This window comes from Mesorhizobium sp. L103C119B0 (assembly GCF_000502235.1).
Taxonomy (GTDB): domain Bacteria; phylum Pseudomonadota; class Alphaproteobacteria; order Rhizobiales; family Rhizobiaceae; genus Mesorhizobium.
In genome coordinates, this window is the sequence record NZ_AYXE01000014.1 from 56,743 (window position 1) to 79,763 (window position 23,021).

Annotated in this window: 18 protein-coding genes, 5 pseudogenes and 1 other annotated feature; of the genes and pseudogenes, 8 read left to right on the top strand and 15 right to left on the bottom strand. The window is 61.5% G+C overall.

Annotated features, from left to right (window positions below):
• Positions 1-329: 329 nt before the first annotated feature.
• From X728_RS0135770 to X728_RS01000000167035, 9 genes and pseudogenes are all read right to left on the bottom strand, one after another.
• Positions 330-749: pseudogene (locus tag X728_RS0135770) on the bottom strand (hypothetical protein); the annotation flags it as partial.
• Between the two features lie 116 nt (positions 750-865).
• The gene (locus X728_RS145020; protein WP_023832381.1) at positions 866-2,995 is read right to left on the bottom strand and encodes a ParB/RepB/Spo0J family partition protein; all 2,130 of its coding nucleotides are present in this window, start codon (positions 2,993-2,995) and stop codon (positions 866-868) included.
• Positions 2,996-3,147: 152 nt separating this feature from the next.
• Positions 3,148-3,477: pseudogene (locus tag X728_RS1000000171750) on the bottom strand (DUF2958 domain-containing protein); the annotation flags it as partial.
• Positions 3,474-4,445 carry a zincin-like metallopeptidase domain-containing protein gene (locus X728_RS145015; protein ID WP_023832382.1) on the bottom strand — a complete coding sequence of 324 codons (972 nt, stop codon included), beginning with the start codon at positions 4,443-4,445 and terminating at the stop codon, positions 3,474-3,476. The pseudogene X728_RS1000000171750 and the gene X728_RS145015, both read right to left, overlap by 4 nt.
• A gap of 172 nt (positions 4,446-4,617) precedes the next feature.
• Positions 4,618-6,774, bottom strand: a complete 2,157-nt coding sequence (gene ligD, locus X728_RS145010; RefSeq protein ID WP_245266191.1) for a DNA ligase D — start codon at positions 6,772-6,774, stop codon at positions 4,618-4,620.
• Positions 6,768-7,268 carry a hypothetical protein gene (locus tag X728_RS1000000171755; RefSeq protein WP_023832384.1) on the bottom strand — a complete coding sequence of 167 codons (501 nt, stop codon included), beginning with the start codon at positions 7,266-7,268 and terminating at the stop codon, positions 6,768-6,770. Before X728_RS1000000171755 ends, ligD begins: the two co-directional genes overlap by 7 nt.
• Positions 7,269-7,405: 137 nt before the next feature.
• Positions 7,406-7,855 (bottom strand): arsenate reductase, encoded by a 450-nt coding sequence (locus X728_RS1000000171760; RefSeq protein ID WP_023832385.1) that lies wholly within the window; start codon positions 7,853-7,855, stop codon positions 7,406-7,408.
• Positions 7,856-8,025: 170 nt separating this feature from the next.
• A complete protein-coding gene (locus X728_RS145005) occupies positions 8,026-8,835 on the bottom strand; it encodes a sulfite exporter TauE/SafE family protein (protein WP_023832386.1) in 810 nt (269 codons plus the stop codon).
• A 160-nt stretch (positions 8,836-8,995) separates the two neighbouring features.
• Positions 8,996-10,333: pseudogene (locus X728_RS01000000167035) on the bottom strand (chloride channel protein).
• A gap of 192 nt (positions 10,334-10,525) precedes the next feature.
• Here X728_RS01000000167035 and X728_RS1000000169310 point away from each other — a divergent pair.
• Positions 10,526-11,473 (top strand): annotated as a pseudogene (locus X728_RS1000000169310) (IS630 family transposase).
• Between the two features lie 6 nt (positions 11,474-11,479).
• On the opposite strand, the gene X728_RS1000000170475 reads toward X728_RS1000000169310, so the two are convergent.
• The 5 genes from X728_RS1000000170475 to X728_RS0135795 all read right to left on the bottom strand — a co-directional run bounded on the left by X728_RS1000000170475 (position 11,480) and on the right by X728_RS0135795 (position 16,573).
• Positions 11,480-11,797 carry a hypothetical protein gene (locus tag X728_RS1000000170475; RefSeq protein WP_155924016.1) on the bottom strand — a complete coding sequence of 106 codons (318 nt, stop codon included), beginning with the start codon at positions 11,795-11,797 and terminating at the stop codon, positions 11,480-11,482.
• A 108-nt stretch (positions 11,798-11,905) separates the two neighbouring features.
• On the bottom strand, positions 11,906-13,123 hold the full coding sequence (locus X728_RS144995; protein ID WP_023832388.1) for an MFS transporter: 1,218 nt from the start codon (positions 13,121-13,123) through the stop codon (positions 11,906-11,908).
• 33 nt (positions 13,124-13,156) lie between these two features.
• Positions 13,157-14,011, bottom strand: a complete 855-nt coding sequence (locus tag X728_RS144990; RefSeq protein WP_023832389.1) for a universal stress protein — start codon at positions 14,009-14,011, stop codon at positions 13,157-13,159.
• 11 nt (positions 14,012-14,022) lie between these two features.
• A complete protein-coding gene (locus tag X728_RS144985; protein WP_023832390.1) occupies positions 14,023-15,507 on the bottom strand; it encodes a SulP family inorganic anion transporter in 1,485 nt (494 codons plus the stop codon).
• 71 nt (positions 15,508-15,578) lie between these two features.
• Positions 15,579-15,634 (bottom strand) — a sequence feature (sul1 is cis-regulatory element that is thought to sense ions involved in sulfur or methionine metabolism; They are found in Alphaproteobacteria).
• A 198-nt stretch (positions 15,635-15,832) separates the two neighbouring features.
• The gene (locus X728_RS0135795; RefSeq protein WP_348625641.1) at positions 15,833-16,573 is read right to left on the bottom strand and encodes a cytochrome c biogenesis CcdA family protein; all 741 of its coding nucleotides are present in this window, start codon (positions 16,571-16,573) and stop codon (positions 15,833-15,835) included.
• Between X728_RS0135795 and X728_RS1000000172280 the strand changes: the two are divergent.
• The 7 genes and pseudogenes from X728_RS1000000172280 to X728_RS08165 form a co-directional block, all read left to right on the top strand.
• Positions 16,514-16,705: pseudogene (locus tag X728_RS1000000172280) on the top strand (SAM-dependent methyltransferase); the annotation flags it as partial. The gene X728_RS0135795 and the pseudogene X728_RS1000000172280 sit on opposite strands and share 60 nt — an antisense overlap.
• A 189-nt stretch (positions 16,706-16,894) precedes the next feature.
• A complete protein-coding gene (locus X728_RS1000000171765) occupies positions 16,895-17,032 on the top strand; it encodes a hypothetical protein (protein ID WP_245266192.1) in 138 nt (45 codons plus the stop codon).
• Positions 17,033-17,175: 143 nt separating this feature from the next.
• Positions 17,176-17,598: a DUF1326 domain-containing protein gene (locus X728_RS01000000167050; protein WP_245266193.1), complete on the top strand. Its 423-nt coding sequence runs from the start codon at positions 17,176-17,178 to the stop codon at positions 17,596-17,598.
• Positions 17,599-17,602: 4 nt separating this feature from the next.
• Positions 17,603-17,815: a hypothetical protein gene (locus tag X728_RS1000000171770; RefSeq protein ID WP_245266194.1), complete on the top strand. Its 213-nt coding sequence runs from the start codon at positions 17,603-17,605 to the stop codon at positions 17,813-17,815.
• 9 nt (positions 17,816-17,824) lie between these two features.
• Positions 17,825-18,628, top strand: coding sequence for a DUF2182 domain-containing protein (locus tag X728_RS0135810; protein WP_245266195.1), 804 nt, complete (start codon positions 17,825-17,827; stop codon positions 18,626-18,628).
• 177 nt (positions 18,629-18,805) lie between these two features.
• Positions 18,806-20,251 carry an adenylate/guanylate cyclase domain-containing protein gene (locus X728_RS144980; RefSeq protein WP_023832392.1) on the top strand — a complete coding sequence of 482 codons (1,446 nt, stop codon included), beginning with the start codon at positions 18,806-18,808 and terminating at the stop codon, positions 20,249-20,251.
• 495 nt (positions 20,252-20,746) lie between these two features.
• On the top strand, positions 20,747-20,956 hold the full coding sequence (locus tag X728_RS08165) for a hypothetical protein (RefSeq protein ID WP_023832394.1): 210 nt from the start codon (positions 20,747-20,749) through the stop codon (positions 20,954-20,956).
• Positions 20,957-22,769: 1,813 nt separating this feature from the next.
• Here X728_RS08165 and X728_RS144970 read toward each other — a convergent pair.
• Positions 22,770-23,009 (bottom strand): hypothetical protein, encoded by a 240-nt coding sequence (locus tag X728_RS144970; RefSeq protein ID WP_023832396.1) that lies wholly within the window; start codon positions 23,007-23,009, stop codon positions 22,770-22,772.
• Between the last annotated feature and the right edge of the window lie 12 nt (positions 23,010-23,021).

Genomic DNA, 23,021 nt, shown 5'->3' on the forward strand with positions numbered 1-23,021 from the left:
CGCGCGGCGCTCTCTCTCTGGACCGCGCGGATTCAAACCCATCCCGGCCGCCTCTCCCTCTCAGACCCCCGCCGGAGCCAAAATGAAACAAGCGCCCCGCCATGAGGTGGAGCCCTTGCCGGTATCAACCGATCTCGATCGTATTTCCGCCGTCAGGCTCCGACTTCTGTAGGAAACCATTGGCGCCGTCGGATCGGGCGTCAGGTAGGCATCATAGGGATTGCCATCGGCAAGATGAGCGGACGGCTGCCCGGCGCTCGTCTCCGAGCCTGGGCCGCGATGGTTGAGATTAACGTTCTCGGTGGGGTGTGACGCCGCGCGAGCCAGGCTGCCGCCCGTCCTTCGACGACATCGGCGCCAACCTCGTCGGCGGTGATATCTTCAAGACGCGCATTGCGGTATCCGGTCTTGGCCAACCAGAGTTCGGCCGCATCGCGCCTCTCGGCGAGGTGGAGCAATTCGTCGTCGTCACCGACCTGCTGCAGGACCCGGACCATGCCGGTCGCGGGTCGCTCGATGAGCTCGAAGCTGAGCGTGCTGTCGACCGTGTGGCGGCGCATAACGGTCACGAGGATGATGCCGCCGGGGGAAAAGTTCCCTTCATTGAGTGTGATCGAGGCCGGGGCGCAGTAGGTGGGACGGTCGCGCGGTGGTGCCTTACGGACCAGGCGGCCGAGACCGTTGCGACGCTCCCAGTCCGCGAGCTTGCGGGGAAAGCGTCTGGGCGTGCCGTCCGAGTACCTTGTCATAGACGATGTGGGCGGGACATGGATGTGTCTCCTGGAACGAAAATGGCCCGGCGATACACCGGGCCGCGAGGTGAAGAAGAAAGGGCCGAGCGACCTGGGCCACTCCGCCAACGGTGCTATCCGGCGGCGACCGCGTGTGCGGCAGTCTCATCCGCGGCCGAGCCGTCCATGTCGTCACCGGCGAGGAATTCGGGAAGGTCGGCTTCCTCACCGTCATCCGGCTGCGCGGCCGGCGAGTCATTGCCGCTGAGGCGGAGCGGTTCGGGTAGCCAGCCACTATCGGCTAGGAGGCGCTCGGCCTCTTTGGCCATGTCGGCCTTCTTGAGATGGTCGATAAGCTGGGCGGCCTGGTCACCAGCGCCTTCGCGCACGGCTTCGAGAATGCGGGACTTGGTGACGCGACCGAGATAGTTATCCACCGTCGGCCGCCAGCCGGCATCTACCATGTCAAGCCCGGTGGCACGGGACAACCGATCGGCTTCACGCAGGCGCTGATCGAGTCCATGCTGGGAAACGCCGCTACCGTAGGGATTGGGTCGTTCGAACAGGGCGTTGATCCCATAGCTGACGCAATGCGCCAGCAGCGTCTGCCGGCTGGCTTCATCGAGTCCGTCGAGCCACGCCCATAGGGTTTCGTCGTCATCCAGTGGAATGACGCTCTTCCATGCCTCATGGCGCTCATCGACGGCCTTGGCCGCAGGGCTGTCCTTGAGACCGACGTCCTGCCACGGCAAGTGGACATGTCGGACGAAGGCCTCGACGCAGCCGATGGCGGAACGCTGACCGAAGGTGTCGAGGACGAGCCTGTGCAAGAGCGCCGTGATGGCCACATGCTGGTTCTCGGCCACTGCGTTGCGCAGCGCCAACGTGCGATGGGCGGTGAGTTCGATGACCAGGCGCTCGGGTAGCGGCTTGATGGTGTCGCCGTCATCCTCCTCGGGCTCGGACGCCTGTGCGCCGATGGTGATGGTGGCGCGGCGGGCCGAAGGATCGTGTCTGCTGTCCTCGTTCTCGGTAGCGCAGCCTGGCTCGGCAGAGTCGCCGTCGATCACCTGCATCGCTTCGTCCTCGGGGCGCACATGGCCCCGATCGACGACGAGACGGCCATCATGATCGATGCTGATGAACACACCGGCGCGGGCGATCTCGGCCCGATCGTAGTTCATCGGCCGGCTCTCGAAGGCCTCAAGCGCGGTCTCGATCTGACCGAGGCGCTGATCGACATCGTCGGGGAGTTCGTCGGATTCGCCATACTCGGCTTCCAGCCGATCGTACTCCGCCCGCAGGGCTTCGCGTTCCGCCCGCTCCTCATCAGTCAGATCGGCAGCGGTGCCGGCGAGTGCCCGCAGACCGTGATTGTGCCCGTAGGGCAGATCGGCATCGACCACGATCCACTTCCAGCCCTCCGCCGCGATCTCGTCGGCGATCGACTTCAGCCTATCGCGGACCAAGCGGTCGAGCAGAGCGGGGTCCTGCAGCCAGCCGCCATTGTCGGCCTCGAACAGGTCGCGCAGCACCATGCCGCCGGCAGCGACATACGCGTCGACACCGACGAAAAGCGCCCGGCGATCGCTTGCCCGCACAGTGGTTTCCGTCAAAAGGCGCCGGATCTGCTGCGGCTCCTTCGACCAGGAGTTTTCGAGCGCCTCCCAGACCTGCTCCTGACGGGCGTGATCGTCGGTCACGGTGAACGCCATGAGCTGCTCGAGCTTCATGCCATCCTGCTCGTAGACCTCCTGCAGCTTGGCCGAAACCCTGGCCAGCCTGAGGCGCTGCTGCACGAATGTTGCGGAGACGAAGAAGCGTGCGGCAATCTCCTCATAGCTCGCGCCCTGGTCATGAAGTGTCTGGAAGGCGCGAAACATGTCGAGCGGATGTAAATCTTCGCGCTGAAAATTCTCGGCCAGCGAGTCCTCCTCGATCGGGACCGCGCTGTGGGCGTCGCTGACGACGCAGGGAACTGGCTCGGTCTTGATCATGCGCTTCTGCCTGACCAGCAGTTCCAGCGCGCGATAGCGGCGCCCGCCAGCCGGCACCTCGAACATGCCGGTCTCGTTACCCTCGCCGTCCAATACTGGCCGGACGTTGAGGCTCTGGAGCAGGCCGCGCCGTGCGATCGACGCGGCGAGGTCCTCTATGGTTTCCCCGCGCTTGATGCGCCGGACATTGGACTGACTCAGCATCAGCTTGTTGAAGGGGATGTCACGTGAAGCGTTGAGGGTGATCTTCTGCTTGGGCGTAGCCATGGGATTATCTCCGCAACGGGGCGACCGAGACTCTCTCGACCTCCAAACCCGTCAAAAAAGACGGGCGCAGCCCTCTCACTCTGAGGACTGCGCCGCACACCGAAGATCCAGAGGGGGACAGGGCCCGCGGGCACGCTGGGCGGCGTGGTAGAGATGCGTTCGGCGTCGCGAAGGCTTCCCGCCCGGCGGGCGGCCTCTGCCCAGACCGAAATCGGCAGGTCGGTACCAAAGAGGATGTCGCGCTCGATTCCGATGCCGAAGGGCAGCCGGCCGACATCATCTCAAGCAGCGAGAAACTGCCCTGCCCCGGATAGCCGAGATCGGCGAGACCGAACATGGTGTCGCCATCGGCATCCAGCGCGGTCGCGAGTCAGGCTCCTTCGCCGAGTGGATTGAAGAACTTCACGGCCGGTACGTGTTCGGCGCCGCGCTCGCGGCCGTTGGAGAGCAGGCACGCGCAGTTCCTCGGTGAGAACGATCATGCCGCCCTTCTCTCGATTTCGGCCTCATCGACGTCGGCCGGGCCTTCCCTGGCTGCACGGTCAGGTTGCGGCAGGAAGGCGAGCAGCCAGTCGGCCGCCTTGCTGGCCTGGGAGGCGGCACGCACGATGGCGCGGTTGTCTTCGCGCAGGACCTCGAGCCAGGAGGCCAGGTAATCAGCGTGGCGCACGGTCGGCACGATGCCAAGCGAGGCGCAGCAGAAGGCTGCGTTCATTTCGGCGACCAGTTCCTCGAAAGCATATCGTTTTGTGCCGAAGACGCCGCCGAGGTCACGGCCGACGCGGGAGGCGTGGCCAGTCGCATGCCCAAGTTCGTGCAGGGCGGTGCGGTGCCAGTCGATGGTCTCGAAATAGGCCTGAGGGGGAGGCACCCGCACGTAGTCCTGCGCCGGCACATAATAGGCACTGCTGCCACCGATGCGGAAATCGATACCTGTCGCCTTGATCAGTGCGTCGACCGCCGGTTCGATCAGTCCGGGCTCTGGTGCGGACGGAAACACCGCCAGATCGTCGGGCAGATTTTCGCATTGCGCAACGTTGAACACGGTGAAGCGCTTCAGGAACGGTATCGCCTGGGCTGCCTCGCCGGTTTCCCGCGCGCGATTCTTCTCACCGTCAGGGATAAAACGGTCGGCATAGACGACGGTGGTCCCGTGTTCGCCCTTGCGGACATGGCTGCCCAGCGATAGCGCCTGGCGGAAAGTCAGCCAGCCCTGGACGGGAAAGCCATGCTCGACGACCGCACCCCACAGGATCAGCACGTTGATCCCCGAATAGGGGCGGCCAGAGGCGGCATTGGCCGGCATGGCGAGGGGTGCCTGCGCCGCCGTGGTGCCCCAGGGCTGCACCCAGGGAAAGCGCCCAGCTTCCAGTTCGGCGATGATCTTGTTGGTGATATCGTCATAGAGGCTTGTCCGGTCGGCGCCGGCGCGAGCGTAATGTCTGGACATCGCGGTTCTCCGCGACGGGCGCCGGAGGCCTCTCCTCCAGCTCTCAACCCGTCACGGCACACCGTTCCGTACTCTCACTCTAGAGCCTCCCGCAGAAGGCGGACGCTCGAAATTGGGGCAAAGGCGGACCGCGCCAAATCGGCAAATGTCGCGACCATCTAGTATGTTTATGCTACCGGACTGCGTGGCGGATGCGGTCGGTAAGCGTTTGTGCGACGTCGAAATAACCTTCCCAGGCTTCGGGCAACTGAGCCCGCGCGGCGGCGACGAAAACATCGAAACCGTTGGCGCTTTCGCAGGAGGGCAACTCATCCCAGCTGACGGGCACCGCGCACGACGCCCCCGCGCGTGCCCGAGTCGACCAGGGGCAGATTGCGGTGGAGCCCTGGCCGTTGCGGAGGTAATCGAGAAACATTCTGCCCTTACGCTTCGCCTTGCTCATGTTGGCGACGAAGCGCGACGGATCTGTACGGGCCAGCAGTTCGGCGAAGTCCTGGCAGAAGCTCTTGACCTCGTCCCAGTCTGCCTCCGGGACGATCGGCACGACCACATGAACGCCCTTGCCGCCGGACAGCAACGGCCACGACTGCAGTCCAAGCGCCTTCAGAATGCCCCGAATGTCGAGGGCTGCCTGCTTAACAGCAGTAAAGCCCAAGCCCTCGTCGGGGTCGATGTCGAAGATCATGCGGTGCGGCAGATCCGGCTGCTTGCGACGGCTTCCCCAGATGTGGAATTCGAGCACGTTCATCTGGATGCCGGCGATCAGCCCAGCCAAGTCATCGACCCACAAGATGCGGCTTTCCTTGCCGGACATCTTCTCCAGCTGGCCGTCATGGATGGCCTTGGGCATGCCTGGCAATCTGTGCTTCTGAAAGAAGGTCTGTTGCAGGTCACCATCGGTATCGCGCACCAGCGACAGCGGCCGATCCTGGATGTGCGGCAGCATCTTCTCGGCGACCACGGCGTAGTAGGCGGCGAGCGTGGCCTTGGTCACCTTGGTCCCCGGATACATGACCTTGTCTGGATGCGTCAGCTTGACGCCGACAGCAGCGGCGATCTCCTTGCCTATTCCCGGATCGAGATTGGCGGAGCCAAGCGTTGCCGGTGTCTTCGGCATTTCCATCACCACCTGGTCGGCCCGCTTGTCTTCGCGCATGCCCTCAAAGCTTGGATGCCGCAAGTTGCCGTCCGGTGTCACTTCGGCATAGGTAACCTCGGCAACAAGCTCGGGCTTCACCCATTTGGCACGTCGTGCAATGTCTCTCGGAACGGAGGCGAAAGCCGGTTTCTCAACACGGCGTTTCTCGAGCTTTGCGAGGATGTCCTTGCGCATCGCCGCGGTGAACCCCGTGCCGACGCGGCCGCGATAAATGAGCTCGCCATTGTCGTAGGTGCCGAGGATCAACGATGCCATGCCACGCCCCGTGTCACTTGGACGGTAGCCGCCGACGACGAATTCCTGTCGCTTCGTGCACTTGATCTTGAGCCAACTCGAGGTGCGGTCGCCGACGTAGGAGCTGTCGGCGCGCTTGGCGATGACGCCTTCGTGGCCGCCCTCGCACATGGCCTCGAACACCGTTTTGCCCTGGTCGATGATGTGGCTGGAGAATTGCAGGCTGTCGTCTGGGCGGCGCGCGCCAAGCAGGGACTCAAGTCGTTCCTTGCGCTTTAGGAGCGGCTGGTTCGACAGATCTTCGCCATCGAACTCAAGCAGATCGAAGGCGTAGAACTTGAGCGGCATACCCGCGGCAATGCCGGTTTTCAGCATGGAGAAGTTCGTACGGCCCTGGCTGTCGATGGCAACGATCTCACCATCGATCAGAACCGCGCCTTTGGTCAGATTCTGAAGCGGCGGCAAGATGACCTTGAACTGTCGGGTCCAGTCGTGGCCATTGCGGGTATAGACGACGACATTCGAGCCGGAGATGGCGACTTGGGCACGATAGCCGTCGAACTTCATCTCGAAGAGCCAATCCCCGCCCACCGGTATGTGGTCTGTCAGCGTGCATAGCTGGAAGGGACGAAACTTCGGGAGTCGATATGTGGGGACAGATTCTGAGTCTCTGCGCCGTGCGCGGCTTTTACTGAGGGTGCCGTCTACAGCCGACATGCGGAATCTCGGATACATAGTCCGATTCAATACCCTGCCTGGGATTCGGTTCCATGCCCAAGCATCCCGCGCCGGTGACCGTCGGCGCTCAAAGGAATAAAGGCGTATAAGCCGCAGCCCTGCGCGCGGCCGCAACAGCGGACAATTGTCGCGCGCAGGACGGAGGAAATTCGCCCCCGCCACGGGCGGTAAACGGGACAGCCGTAGGAGCGTCAGCATAGCGCCGGCCGCAGGACGGGACGCGGGACCGACTGTCCCCGTCCGCGGCGGTCCGCATATTTTGCGTCGAAGCCGACTGGCGGAGATCGCGCGCATTTCCGGCTCTCGACAGTCCGGCCGCTGACCGAGATCGGATGTCCAAACCAGAGCCGAGATGGCCCGGACGAAATCGATGACGTCTTGCCTCCGTTCACCCAAGCCCGCAACACATGCCACTCGCGAAGATCGCCGAGCGCGACGTCGAGGCCCGCGTGAACGCTGCCAGCGATGATGGCCTGCGGCGAGATATTCACCTCGCCCGGTGTCAGGATTTTCTCCATCACATGTCGGCTGTTGTAGTGGATCAGCAACATGCCTGGCCGCCGCCGGATGGCAGCTTGCCAGGCTGCCTGACTCACAGTTAAATCGGGGGAACGCGAAATCGTTTCCGACAAAGCCTGCTCGTCGCGATCCCATACCTCGATCCGAAAATTGTCTTCCGCGGTTTTTGCCATAGCTTCGCCGGCTAGCGTGATTGACGCCGAGCCATGGTCCTCTGCTGCTCAAGATCAAGCTGAAATAAGGAACATATTCCTCTCTCGTCAAGGGTATGCTTGACTCTGTGTTCTCGTTTTGTTCACCAGCGACGGAATTAGCCGTAGGAGCAATGGAACTTCGCTTGGACATTGAAGATGCCACACCGCAGGAACTCGCATGCGGCAGTGCGGCGGCCGAAGCAGTGTTTGCACCGGCCGACATTACGGCTTTGCAAGGCGCGGAAGGACCGTTCGCGTTGGAAGGCTGGGATATCAAAAGCTTTCCAGAAGACGACAAGCCAACCGACGAGAATCAGGCTGCCACGGTTTGGTTCGTCGGTCCACTTCGGATCATCGACCTTGAGGTCAGCGTAGGGTGTCCCCTTCTCGCGAAGCAATTGGAGCGGCGTCATCCCCATCGCCTTGATCAACTCCACGAGCTTTTCCCGCGACGGCGGGTTCTTCAGGTACTCGGTCACCTCCGGCTCCTGGCCGGACTGTTTGCTGATCGCGAGCGTGTTGCGCGACGTGCCGCAGTCGGGGTTAATGTAAATTGCTATGGTCATTCTGCAGCTTTCATCTGTCTGACTGGTTTTCGGCTCGGCGAGCAGCCATCCCGCCAAGGCCATTGGCGAGCAGCGCGCCCAAAAGTTCGGCGACAGAACGACTGATAGGTGCGAGATGTATGAAAAGAATAGCGCTACGGGGAAGGGCATGGGCCTGCCCCTGCCATCCACTAGGTGTGGCGCCAGACCTTGATCGCCGACAGCACCAGGATGACGGAAAGTAAGGGGAGCAGCAACGCACTGGGAATAAGGCCGAGGAGTTGGCCTCCGACGAATGTCCCGGCGACAGAGCCGGCAGCCATCACAAGGAGAAATACGCGGTTGCGGCCCAACACCGAAAAACTTTGGTCCTGGCTGTATCGTGCAAACCCCACCAGCATTGTTGGCAGACTAACAGCCAGGGAGAGGCTGCCCGCCAGTTTGATATCAATGCCGAACAGCAACACAAGCGTTGGAATTAACAACTCGCCGCCCGCCACCCCCAGCAGGGCGGATATGACACCAATCACCAACCCGGCGAAAACGCCTGCAATAATGAGAACAGGCGCCGTAAACAACCCGCCTCCCGCCTTCGCGTCGTGACCGAAAACCAGCACGGCAGCGATGATCACCAACATGACCGAAATAACCCGATAGAGGGTTTCTGACCTGAGACGGGTGGCCCAACCGGCGCCGAACCACGCGCCGATCAAACTGCCGGCAAGGAGGTTGACGATAACTGGCCAATGCGCGGCTACCTGTTCAAACGGCACCGAGCGAGCCCGAAAGGGCAATGCTGATCCAACCACCACAAGGCTCATCGCCTTGTTCAGGATCACTGCTTCCAATGCTGGGAAACCAAAAAGGCCAATCAACAGCGGTAGGCGGAACTCTGCCCCTCCAAGACCGATCAAGCCACCGAGAGCGCCTATCGTGCCACCACCGACAAATGAGCCGAACATCCTATTCTGTCGGGAAGCGCTTTCGCCTGAATCATGCATCGTCGTTGTTGTTCCGCGAATATAGCGCCATGTTAGCGCCTTGAGCCGCAAGCGCAACCTGAGTACGGCCAGTTGGTTCACTGCAGGTGGACATCAGCCGGGCGCTTTTCGCGCATTCGTCTAACTTAGCAATCCTAGACTTAGACCTTATCGACGACGGCTAGATGGCCTCGGCCCGCCGTCGCCGGATCGCCTCGGCGATGAAGACCCGCGACAGCGCATGATAAAGCGGTTCGTGCGAGATCATGCGTGCGGTGCCGTAGCCAAGCATGGAGGCGCACATCAGGGCGATGACATTGTCGTGGTTGCCGGTCATTTCGAGGATGATGACGAAGGCTGTCATCGGCGCCTGCACGATCGCCGGCGAAATAGCCGGCCATGCCAAGCAGCGCTGCAATGCCGGTGCTGGAGCCGAAGATCAGCCCGAGCGAGCTGCCGATTCCGGCGCCCACCGCCAACGAAGGCGCGAAGATGCCGCCGGGTATGCCCGATATCATCGACAGCAGCCCTGCCAGTAATTTCTCGGCGAAGAAGAACCAAGGCAGCGGTGTGCCTTCCACCGCGCTGCGCGCCTGAGCGTAGCCGGTGCCGAAGGTCAGCCCGCCCGACGTGATGCCGATCACCGCCACGGCCAACCCGCAAATGGCAGCGACCAGCAACGTGCGCCACAATGGCTGCAGGGCGTTCCAGCGCCGAATTCGCCGTGTCGCTTTCAACGCCAGCAACGAAAACAGTGCGCCGAAACCGCCGCCAATGACGCCGCAGAAGAGCACCAGCGGCCACGCGGCAAAGGAGATCGTCTCCTTCGACACGCCGAAATAGGTGTAGTTGCCGAGCAGCCCGAGCGAGGCAAGGCCGGCCAGGATCACCGCCGTCAGCACCAAGCCGTTGGTGCGCGCCTCGTAGGTGCGGCCCATTTCCTCGATGGCGAAGACGATACCGGCGAGCGGCGTGTTGAAGGCGGCAGCGATGCCGGCAGCCGAACCGGCAAGGATCAGGCCCCGCGCCTGCGCCATGCCGCCCCAGCGCGCCACCTGCAGCATCAGCGAGGCGCCGACCTGCACGGTCGGACCCTCGCGGCCGATCGAGGCTCCGCAGAACAGGCCGACGATGGTAAGCACGATCTTGCCCACCACCAGCCGCAGCGACAGGATGTGACTGCGGTCGTGGTCCTCGCGCAGATGGCGGGCCGCAATCGCCTGCGGAATGCCGCTGCCTTGCGAGCCGGGAAAAAAAGCGTAGGCCAGCCAGGCGCACAGGACGAAGCCGATCGGCGTCACGATAATCGGAAGAAACCCGCGCCAGCCGGTGCCCCTATTGCCCATCATCACGTGGAACAGCTCTTGCGCCTTGTCGGCCATCACGGCGAACAGCACGCTGATCAGACCGATGGCGATGGCGCCGGCCAGAAAACCAGGCGCGGCTGCCAGACGCGCCTAGAACCCCACATCGCGCGCGAACGCCGCAGCATGGGATATTTTCGCGATTTGGCGGTCATGGTCTTTTCCTGATCGAAGGCTACGGCTCTATACAGCCAACCATACCGACCGAGAAACCCGCCGCCGCATGAAAGTTGCACAGCGGTGTCCGTGATCGCCTAGAGCAGTTCAGATTTTGACTGAATCTGCGGGATTCCCGTGAGAGTGGTTTTGTGATTCAAGATGCTGGCTGGATCGGAGGCCAGCATCAGATGACGGCTCCCCTTTCGAACGATCTACGTGAGCGTGTTGTTGGCGCGATCGAGGCTGGCGAGAGCTGCCGCTCGGTGGCGGCTCGTTTGGCGTGGCGGTTTCGTCGGCGGTGAAGTGGTCGCAGCGCTATCGGGCGAATGGGTCTGTGGCACCGGGTAAGATGGGCGGCCACCGCAAGCGTGTTCTGGAGCCGCACCGGGCGTTCATCGTGGAACGGATCAACCAGACGTCGCATCTGTCGCTGCATGGGCTGAAGGACGAACTTGCGGCGCGCGGTGTGAAGGTCTCGCACGACACGGTATGGCATTTCCTGCGGCGCGAAGGATTGCGGTTCAAAAAAAACGCTATTCGCCCTTGAGCAAGCTCGCGCCGATGTTGCCCGCCGACGACAACGCTGGCGTTCCTGGCAGGCGGGTCTCGATCCGGAACGGCTGGTGTTCATCGACGAAACCTGGATCAAGACCAACATGGCACCGCTGCGCGGCTGGGGACCATGCGGCAAACGCCTGCGCGGCTTTGCTCCGCACGGCCACTGGCGCACGCTGACCTTCCTCGGCGCCCTGCGGCTCGACCGTCTTGCTGCCCCTTGCGTCTTCGATGGACCGATCAACGGCGAGAGCTTCCGGGCCTATGTCGAGCAGCAGCTCGTGCCAGTGCTCCAGCCCGGCGACATCGTCGTCATGGATAATCTTGGCTCCCACAAGTCGGCCGCCATCCGGCAGATGATCCGCGCCGCAGGCGCCAGGCTTTGGTATCTGCCGCCATACTCGCCCGACCTCAACCCAATCGAGCAAGCCTTCGCCAAGATCAAACACTGGATGCGAGCCGCCCAGAAGCGAACCACCGACGACACCTGGCGACACATCGGCCACCTCGTATCAACCATCCAACCCAATGAATGCAGAAACTACTTCGCAAACGCTGGATACGCTTCTGTCAAAATCTGAAACGCTCTAGTGCAAGCTTGTGCCGAGGAACTTACTCAATAACCCTTCTACACCGCAGGCCGATTTGCCTGCGGCGTTCCATCTCCCATCAAAACCCGCAATTCCCCGCCGGTAGGATTTGAAAAGCGGATCCGTTGGGTCAAGGCGTTCGTATTTGTCGGCCTGGCGCAGGTATTCAAGGGGATCTGACACCCAAAGGTGCCTGCATCTGGCCAGCGCCGCTGACTGAGAGCCAAACTGATAGGCGTTGTATTCGTCAATGGTCGTAGCCTGAGCTGCAACCACTAACCATAGAGAGATGGCGAATGTTGCTCCTCGGACCATGTCCCAGCCTTTCCCGCGCACAAATAGGGCAGAAAGCTACGCTTTGCCAGATCGAGTCCCGATATAGGGTCTGGGCCGACGAGCAGGCAGGTAAGTCCGGCCTACGGCCTAAACCGCTCGCGTCGGCATCTCGCGCTTCAGGCGGGACGCCAATGCGCTTGCACCTACGACATACACCAGGCAACCCAACGCTTGAGTACTTAACGGCACACCCATGTCGAGCAGGACGCCCATGACGACAGGCGCCGCGCCACTGGCGACCACGTTGGCGGCTTCGACAGAGGACCGGACCCGACCGAGCTGGGCGGTTCCATAGAGATCCACCCACAATGCGGTCGAAAGGGTCGAGGCCACGGCACCGGAAATACCGCTTAGGATCAGGAACGCCGGTGCGCCATAGGGTGAATTGGTCAGCACCAGAACGGCCATCCCTGCCGCCTGCGGGATGAGGAACAGCGACATCAGCCGTCTCGCGCCAAAGTGGTCAATGACCGGCCCGGCGGCAAGCTGGACCACGGCCTGGACCACAGCGAATGCCGCGAACGAGCCGGCCAGCAGACCAAGCGGCCAATGCTTTTCCTCACCGAGCCGGACGAGGTGGAAAACAAAGCCGGTACCGATAAACGGCGACGCCAGGATGGCCGGCAGCGTCAGCAGCAAACGATGGTCACGCCAAAGCGCGGGGCTGGGTGCTGTCGGTCCAGAATCGTCATGAATGTGCTTTGCAGGGCCGCTTTCTGCGCCACGCGGAAGAAACCGCAGGGCGATGGCGGCGCCGGCAACAGCAATGAACGCGCTGACGCCCCAGGTGGCACGCCAGCCGATCAGACCCATCAACGCCACGGTACCCAAAGGCAAAAGCGCCTGGGCGCTGGAAAATCCAAGTGAGACCACCCCAAGAGCCTTGCCGGCGTCCGCCGGAAACGTGCGGGCGGTGGCTGTCAGCGCGGTATGCACCATCAGCCCCTGCCCGCCCAGGCGCAGCAGGTAGAACGATAGCGCCAATACAAACACGTTGGGGCTGATTGCGGTTAGGACGCAGGCAACGCCCAGCAGCGCCGCCACGCCGACCGTGTAGCGGCGGACTGTGGTCAGATCGATCCAGCGGCCGACCCATCCGAGCGTCATGGCACTCAGGACCGTGCCAATCGCGTAGGTGGTCCCGAGCCCCCCGTCCGAGAGATGGAAATCCTGTCTGAAATGAGTGCCGAACAGTGAAATGAAATAAGTCTGCCCGAAGCTTGAAAGCGCCAGCAGCATCGCGCCGAACAGCAGGTGGTCCCAGTTTCGCCGCGCGAACCGGCCGTAGGTCAGAAGAAAATGCATGCCCGTCCCAATACTTGATGATGACCCGCTGCCTTAGCGGAACAGCAGGATAGGCACCTTGCAGGAGCGGATCATTTCCGAGGTGGTCGAGCCGATGATCAGGTTGCGGATGCGCGAATGTCCGTAAGCCCCCATGACCAGAAGATCTATATTCCCATCCTCCACGAACTGCGTCAGCACGACATCAGGCTGGCCCTGTGAGATAAAGCCTTCGACGTCATAGCCGGCGCCCCGCAGGATTGCCTCGGCATCGGCCAGGCGCTTGCGTGTTTCATCCGAGTTGGCGCCCACGGTGACCAATCGACAACGCAGTCCAGCGAAGATCGGACTGCGTGCCACATGGTCGACCGCTTTCATGCTGCTTGTGCCGCCGTCATAGGCGATCATGAACCGCTCGACCGGCTTGAAGGCGCGGGAGGCTACAAACACCGGCTTAGGGCTCGACCGCGCAACGCGCTCCATATTCGACCCGAGATGCAGCTTGGCGAAATCCGCTGCCTCACCGCGCTTGCCGATCACAATCAGGTCCGCATCGGATTCATACTCCGTGACGGTATCGACCAGGTCGCCGATACGAAGCTTCACAGTGACCTGCTCGACGCCGGCCGCTTCGATCGCGGCCTTGCCATCATCGAGGACGGCACGGCCGCGCTTTTGGGCCAGCTTGGCCCGCTGCTCGTCAAGGGCGCTCAATTCAGCGAGGAGCGAGGTGCGCGCGCCGAGCGCAATGCTACCGCTTAGGTCGGAGGGAACCGTTTGGGTTTCGCGGCGGCCCAGCACATGCAGCAGTTCGACCGGCGAGCCGGTTCGAAGAGCGAGCCAGGATGCGTAGCCACACACGCTTTTTGCGTAGACGGACCCATCAACCAGGGCGACTATCTTAGCCATTGCGTTCCTCCCTAATGACCCATGAGGCGTTCCAGCGCCCCGGGCTTGTCGTGAATCGCCAGCCGATCGACGATGGTCTCGCTGGCCTCGTTCAGGCCGACGATCTGGACGTCAGCCCCCTCCCTGCGGAACTTCAACACCACCATGTCGAGCGCGGCGACGCTCGAAATGTCCCAGATGTGCGCCTGGCTGACGTCGATCGTAACCTTTTCCAGCGCCTCCTTGAAATCAAACGAGGCGGTGAAGTCATCGGCCGAGGCAAAGAACACCTGGCCCTCGACCACATAGGTGCGAGAACCGCCATCCTCCGAAAGCGTCGATGTGACCCTGAAGATCTGCGCGATCTTCCAGGCGAAGAAAATGCCCGAAAGCAGCACGCCGACCAGCACGCCGATCGCCAGATTGTGTGTGGCGACGACGCAGGCGACCGTGGCCAGCATGACCACGGACGAGCTGCGCGGGTGACTGCGCAAATTCTTGATCGACGACCAGCTGAACGTGCCGACCGACACCATGATCATGATGGCGACGAGCGCAGCCATCGGGATCTGCTTTACCCACGGGCCGAGCACGACAATCATGAACAGCAGGAAGATACCGGCGCAAAATGTTGAAAGCCGGCCCCGGCCCCCGGATTTTACGTTGATCATTGACTGTCCGATCATGGCGCAGCCCGCCATGCCGCCGATGAAGCCGGTGGCCATGTTGGCAATCCCCTGCCCCACGCACTCCTGGTTCTTGTTGCTGGGGGTGTCGGTTAGATCATCGACGATGGAGGCCGTCATCAGCGATTCAAGCAAGCCCACGGCGGCGACCCCCGCCGAATACGGCAGGATGATCACCAGTGTCTCCAGATTGAACGGGATTTGAGGGATCAGGAACACCGGCAGGGTCGAGGGCAGTTCACCCATGTCGCCAACGGTGCGCAGATCGAAGCCAAAATACATCGCGATCGCCGTCAGGACGATGATGCAAATCAGCGGTGACGGCACAGCCTTGGTGATCAGAGGGAAGAGATAGATGATGCCGAGGCCTGCCGCGACCATCACGTAGGTCAGCCATGGCACCCCGATCAGCTCGGGCAGTTGGGCCATGAAAATCAGGATCGCCAGGGCGTTGACGAAGCCGGTCATGACGGAGCGCGACACGAAGCGCATCACGTAGCCAAGCTTGATAAGGCCTGCGCCGATCTGGAAAAGCCCGGCCAGCACAGTGGCGGCAAGAAGATACTGCAGGCCATGGTCCCTGACCAAGGTCACCATGAGCACAGCCGTCGCGGCTGTGGCGGCTGAAATCATCCCGGGCCGTCCGCCGGTGATGGCGGTGATGACCGCAATCGAGAATGAAGCATAAAGGCCGATTTTAGGGTCGACGCCGGCAATGATCGAGAAGGCAATCGCCTCTGGAATAAGCGCCAAGGCGACAACAAGTCCTGCGAGTACGTCGCCGCGAACGTTGCCGAGCCATTGATCCCGGTAGACGTGAAGTGAGAGCATAAGATTCCGGTCAAATTCTACCAACCGCACAGGCCTGGCCGGCCCGTCCTGCAATACTGGTTATGCGGTTGAGTTGTCCGGCGGATCGGCGGCCGGAAGAGCCACCCGGGGTTGCACCGGGTCCAGTCGAGATATCCCACTTAGCCGCATCGTTGTTGCAGTGCAACAAGTCTTTTGAGCGAAAGCTCCGCTGGAAAGTAGGTTTGGCCTGCCCGGAGGTATTTGCTATCATAGAGATCGGCACTTTAGAAGACTGATGGCCAGCGTCTGGTTGAGTGCTTCGCCTGCGGCACAGCATAGACGAGCGGCAACGCCTGCCTTAAGTTTAGAACTGCGTCGTCAGCGCAGTGAGCCATTCGGGTGAGGCATTGACGAGTGCCGTTTCCTGCGCCTTGTCAAACCCCGACAGGATTCCTGCAGCAGTAACCACCAGCAGGATGCCGAGCGCAATTTTCAGGCCACCACCGGTTTCGGCAATGCGGCTGCGCCAGCGCAAAAGAGTGTCGCGAGACAGCGTGCCGAGGACAAGCAACGGCAGCGCCGCACCGATGCCGAACACGATCATGGTGGCCGCAACCTGGCCGAGGTCATGCCCCTGCGCAGCAAGGAGGGAAGCTGCACCCAGTGTGGGACCAACGCAGGGGCTCCACGCAGCTCCAAGCAGGACGCCGACGCCAAATTGACCGAAGAGACCGCTGGACGAAAATCCGCCAAAGCGCTGCTCGACCCAGTTGCCGGCCGGGCCGGCGGCCAGCGCGACGCGCGCCTGAAATGCCGGCACGATCAAGATCGCGCCGAGGACCAGCATCAGCACTGCGGCGGCGCTGCGAAAGACACCGCCGTCAAGACCGATGGAGAACCCGATCGTGGCAACGAAAAGCCCAATCACCGTAAAAGATATCGCAAGTCCAGCAGCCAGCGCGACGGGACCGTGGCGATGCTGACTGGCGGCGGCCCCCAGCACGACCGGGATCAGCGGCAACACGCAGGGTGACAGGGTCGAGCCGTCGGCCGCATCTATTACGCTGCCTCGACGTTCATCTGCACGCCTGCCTCGCTGTCGCAAGAGGTTGGGCTCGGCCTCGGCGCCCAGGCTGGCGAGGCCAGGCTGCGCAAGGTGGTTACGGGCGGCGGCTTTCGCCGCTTCCGCCGCGCCACTGAGACACCATTCAACATGGTTCTGGAGGCTCGCCCGTAAGCGCGGCATCAACAGTTTGGAGGAAGCCATGACTGCTTACAACCTTGTCCGGTTTCGCACCAAGCCTGGCAAGGAACAGGCCTTCATCGACGCGCATAGGAAGGCGACGCTCGACGTCAGGGGCTTCCGCAAAGCCGCGCTCGTCAGGACCGGCGACCGAACTTCTGCGTCGTCGGTGAATGGAACGACATGGACAGCCTCGCCGCGGCCCGGCCGCAGATGATCGGCCTTCTCGATTCGATGCGCGATATGCTGGAGGATCTCGGCGGCGACCTCGGCGTGACAGATCCCGTCTCCGGCACGTCCGTCGTCGAGATCCGGCCCTGAAGTGGCCAACTGCAGGTTTGTTGTGCATGGCACGACCGTCAGGGTGGGCCAATGCATCAAAGTCAGCGAGCGACGCACGAACTGCTGGAGTGTGACCAGTCTTCGACGTATAATTAGGCGCCCAATCATCCGGAGGATGAGCCATGAATGCAGTGCCTCAATGGCGGCTCGCTGGCGACTGGTTCGACATCTGCAGCTGCGACATCCCTTGCCCTTGCGAGTTCGCCCAACGGCCAACCGGCAATCACTGCCAGGGTGTGCTCGCCTGGCACGTGCGTGAGGGTCAGTATGGCGGCGTCAAGCTCGACGGCCTGACGTTGGTGGCACTCGGCGAATTCGAAGGCAACCTATGGGCCGGCGAGGCAAAGGCCGTGATGGGCATGTATCTCGACGAGAAGGCGGATGAGCAGCAGCGCGAAGCCCTGCAGGTGATCTTCGGCGGAAACGGCGGCGGCTGGCCGGCGGGCTTTGCCGCTAATATCGGCGAGATGCGTGGCATGGAGTTCGTGCCAATTACTTTCGAGGTGGCGGGCGACCTGGCCACCCTGGCGGGTCGAAATTCCTGACCTCGTGGTTGGGCGCGCAGAGGCGCTTTCCGGCCCCACCACACCACCTGGCAAGCGGGTGCAGACGATCAACCCGCCGGGCTCGGAGGTCGGCCCGGGCCAGGTTGCCACCTGGGGACGTTCTGTCGAGGTGAGCACCAAAGGCTTCGGGCTCGACTGGACTGGCACGGCCCGCTCCAGCAAGCACATTCCGTTCGAATGGACCGGCCCGAACTAGGGCATGACAATGGCTGACGCGTTCCCCAGGAAATCGCGGCGGTTCACCTGGAATTTGCACGGCATCCCCCTGGGTCTATTCGCATCGCTCGTGGGGCTGACAGCAGCGGCGTGGGCGCTGACCCTCTACCAGACCTTCAGTATGGATATGCCCATGGGCATTGCCGTGCGCGGCGGTATTGGGGGTATGGAAGGCATGGCCGGCATGGCGATGGACGGTATTGCCGCGGACGGCTGGTCAGTTGCCGGCGCCACCGCTTTCCTCGCTGTGTGGACCGTAATGATGGCGGCCATGATGCTGCCAGCTGCAGCACCCATGATCTTTATGTTCGCGGCGGCGCAGGCGAGGCGCGAACAACACGTGGCCATCCCGACTTGGACCTTCGTCGCGGGCTATCTGCTCGTCTGGGCGGCGGCGGGCCTCGTCGTGTATGTCCTGGTCCAGTTCGGCAGCGAGTTTGCAACGAGCCTCGATCCGCCCCAGCGTTCGAAATGGGCACCGCTCGCGCTCGGTGCCACGCTTGGCGTGGCCGGGCTCTACCAATTCACTGCCTTCAAGCACATTTGCCTCAGCCATTGCCGTTCGCCGCTTGCTTTCGTTGCGCAGCATTGGCGGGACGGGCGTGTTGGCGCGCTCAAGATGGGGATGCGCCATGGCCTCTATTGCTTTGGCTGCTGCTGGGCGCTGTTTGCCGTGCTGGTCGCGACCGGCGTCATGAGCGTCGCCTGGATGCTGCTTTTGACGCTGGTCGTCTTCGTCGAGAAGCTCCTGCCCGTGGCCGCCGCTTCGAAGGTAGTTTGGGCGTTGCGCTAGTGGCCCTCGGGATCGTTGTATCGCTCGGGGCGATCGATATGCCTTGGATGGGCTGATAGACGAGCAGGACATAAGCATCTCTGCTGTCACTGCAGACGCTTTTGAGGCAATCCATTCGCATCGCGCTGATTTTTTAGTAGGCTGTCTGCGGTAAGGCGGCAAGGTTGAGGGTCAGGCGTGACGGTAGTCGACGATCGTCTTCTCGAAAGCAGGATGACCAAAGTGGAGCAGGCGCGAGCCTGGAGCCCACGCGTCATCTCGAAATTCGAGACGCTGATCAGGAACGACGACGATCATGCACTGTATCGCGTCAATCCGCTGAGCTTTGCTCGCGACCGTGCAATCGCAGAGCCTGAAGCTATCGACCTGTTCCTCCATGCCACTCGCTGTGGCCTGTTCGACATGAGCTGGGATGTGCTGTGTCCCCAGTCCGGGATGGTGCTTGATAGTTTCGGCGCCCTGCGCACGTTGAGGACGCACTATGTCTGTGGCTTATGCGATGTATCAGGCGACACCGACCTGGACGACTACATCGAGGTCACCTTCTCGGTTTCGTCGAAGTTGCGCCGCCTGCCGCACCACGATCCCGAGACGCTCCCCGTCGAGGATTTTCATTGGAAGCTCCACTTCGGACATGACGGGCGGCTACCGGGGCAACACGTTCGCTTTCTTGACGTTCTGCGAGGCTTCGTTCGGGGCATAACGTTTCTGCCGCCCGGCACCACGACAGTGCTCCGCACCGACTTGAGTCTGGGCGCGCTTTCGGGGGTCAACGTGCAGACGCAGGCTGCATTCGCCGTGCCAATATGTGGCAATCCGGTGTCGGCACCCACAGTCCTGAAGATTAATTATGACGGCAAACGCTTCCTGCCTGGATTGCCAGCCGTGCCACCCGGCCCGATCGTCATAGAGGTGGTGAATGCTGGGCCAGTGCGTGGTTCGTTGCTCGTCATCAACTGGCCGCCCGAGCTTGTCGCGCTGACCACCAAGCCGGCGCTCGATTTCGATCCTTATGTATCCGGTGGAGCACTGCTTGCGCGGCAAACCTTCCGCCAGCTCTTCCGGTCCGAGCGTATCGACGAGAAGGAGGGACTCGGCATCCGGCAGATCACCTTCCTGTTCACGGACCTCAAAGGCTCGACCGCCATGTATGAACGCTTGGGTGACCTCAACGCCTATGCTTTGGTCCGCGAGCATTTCGCTCTGGTGAACGCGACGGTTCAGCAACATTCCGGAGCAGTGGTCAAGACGATTGGCGACGCGGTGATGGCTGTATTCTCGCAGCCATCGGATGCGATCTCGGCTGCACTCCACATCTTTGAAGAAATCGATCGCTTCAACGGCGACCATGACGGGCCGGGGATTATCCTCAAGATCGGAGCCCACTGTGGACCGTCGATCGCCGTGACGCTCAACGACAACCTCGACTATTTCGGCCAGGCGGTGAATGTTGCCGCGCGCGTGCAGTCCCTGGCAGAAGGCGGACAGATCTGCATTTCCGAGGCGCTCCACTCTGCGCCCGGGGTTCGCGAAATGCTTTCCGGGCATCGCGTGGAGGCGTTTGATGCGCCTCTTTGGGGTGTGGAGGGTGATGCAACTGTCTATCGCATTATGCGGGAATAGGCCCGTGCCAACTCCCTTTCGCGCTGCATGGAGCCAAAGCTTATGGCGTCGAAGAAACACAATATATCTCACGCATGAATTTCTGGCGCGGTGAGATCATGATTGTCGCCCGCGCCGGAATGATAAAACTCACAAATGCTCCTTACGAGGAGGAGCAACATCACTTCGGCCTGGCCTCCTCCTGGATGGTCCAGGATCAGACAAAACCTTGAGGGCTGACCAACTCCTGCAGTAGATCGTGTTTGCTCAGGATTTCGGGGAGGAATTCTCGGACCCACACCCTTTTACACTGTCTCGGTTGAAAGAGCTGCCGAAGCCTGTGTTCTTTCCAAAGGCAAGGCCGGTTGCTCTTATCGCGCAGCGATCCGCGCCATCCGGATGCCAAGCTACCGACCGAGAGATGTTGGCGGCATCCATCGTTCACGGCGTGCCCATCGCTTTCGACGTGCGAACGGCTAATGGCGCAGAACCACGGCTCCATTCTTAGGGCCAACCATGGCCGCGCTCGCGCAGACGCCTACCTCATCAGACGTTCGCCAGGCGATTGTCCGCTACCTGATCGAGAAGGTCGGTAGGCCTAGCATTTCGATCTCCGAGGTTAGCGACGCCGAAAGGAGAATGCTTCCGCCCTTCGCCGGCGCGACCGCGAAGCTCATCGATCAGGCGCTGGTACGCGACGCGGTGCCGCGCGAGACGCCGAGCTGAGCGGCCATGTCACGCGAAGCTTTGGGGGGCAAGGTCAACCGCCGGTAAGGCTCGGAGCCTTCTTTTTTGTGCCAGTGCTCTAACCAGAGGCCGCGTAAATAAAAGGACCAAGAGCCTCATCACCTCAGCATGGCGCTTGCGCAATGACTAATTTAGTGAAATCTTAAATTATTCTGGGAGTAGACGAGAGACCGGTCGGTCCAATTATGGGGCGGCATTGAACTTAAATGTTTTTTCCGCGATTCCTGGTCGGGATGTTTGCCACGTCGACCGTGGTGGCGTTATGGATTTATCTAGCAACGGGTTCGTTCTGGAAGTCGCTTGCATGGACCTTGCTGATTTTGATCATATTCCAGGTTGCATATTTCCTGTTTTCATTCGCGCTTTTCCACACGCTTTGGACGAAGAGAACCGAAGAAAAACCGAACACCGCCGAGCCTACCCGTCGAGACGGTGGTGTCTCATCTAAAGGCGGCCGATGATGCCCGACGAGCCGGCCACGCAGCATCGTCAAATCGCCGGGGAAGGTTGACCGTCTTAAATCGCGCCATCCTTGGGCGGATGCGATGGCACCAGCGGACAGCAATACCGTCTTTGAATCGCAGAATATGGTCGGCTTCGACGCAATGAGTGGCCGACAGTAGGCCGAGAACGAAAGAGCTTCGCTTAGTCAATGGCGGCGCTGTCAACTCTCCGACGAGAACCATTCAGACACTCAGCACCCACGAGTTCATCCAAAAGGTGGATTAGGCCAGCGTCGATGTTGGTTCAGGGGGGCTCCGAACTCAGCGTGTAGTCGGTCGTCCTCGAATTCACTCGAAGGGTGTCTGCGGGCGCGCGTTCCCGCTGTCCGCTCTCCACCCCAAATCGTCAAGCGATCCCGGCGGCAGCCAGCTTGCGCGCGGGTCCTCCTAGGTGATCACGCCATAACGCCGATCGACCGTATCGGTCATGACTTCAACTGCGGCGGACCTGATGTCTGCTTGGCCGCCGCCGCACAGCCCAGCAGCTCCCACCTGGCGCCGGCCATCTTCTCCAGGTTCGCTGCGGGCCATCGTCCAAAAGGCTGTGTTCCAACAACTCTACCGACAGAGATACACTCCTGCTACTCGGCGCCGCTTCCCTCAAAGCGCTGTCTGGTAAAAAAGGCTCGGCGCCCTTCTGGTTTGTTCAGGGTCAAAAGGAGGGCGCCGGCCCCAGACTTTTCCGCCCAGAATGGCGATTAGCGCTTCGGGGTGATCTCGTCGACCCTCACCTGTCGCCGATCTTTTTCGCCCAGGCCAGCGCCTTGGTCTTGGCTTTTGTGGTGAAACACCGTTGAGCAGTGAGGCTATTCAAACACGCTCACAACGTAGGTCGCACCGACTGGTCGAGCCTGCTCCACCTTTGCTTAGTCCATAAAGGTGTGGTGCGTTCATATTAGCATGAGCATATATAACTTGGCAGCCGGCGCATGTCCCCAGTCCCCAGCCGGTTAGGCCCGGCTGCTCTCTACCCCAAAAGAAAGCCGGGCCGTCCCCGCGGCCAGAGCGTTCCGTGCTCTTGGTAGACAGCTCGCCGAGCGATACCCCAACCACCTCGAGCCCGGCGAGCCTGACTTTCACGAATCGTTGACCGCGCTGTTCCAGAATAGGACGGCGCGGTCAGACCCCAACCGGAGCGCAGGCGGCTTCGGCGCTCAGCGCCCGCCGAACTGTCGGAGCCGCCACCCACAATCCCACATTATACCAGCAATGGTTGAATCAACTATTGCTGCTCGTGCAAACGGCCTGCCATGGGAACAAAAGAGGGATTCACATCGAATACGGTTCGATCAGGATCGGACCATGGAACCAATCTTTGACGATCTCTCCCCAACCGCGATCGCTGACTCATAGACCTCCGTCAGGTAGGACCAGATCAAAGGATCGCGGCGCCATTCAACAGCTCGGCAAAGAAGGCCGTAGACCTCACGTTTGGTTCCGACGTCCACGCCGGACGGGGTTTCGTCAAAGATGAAAAAATCGGCAAAAATGTCCCATTGGAGCAGGACCTTGATGTCCTTCTCGACCATGCCCAGGCGTGG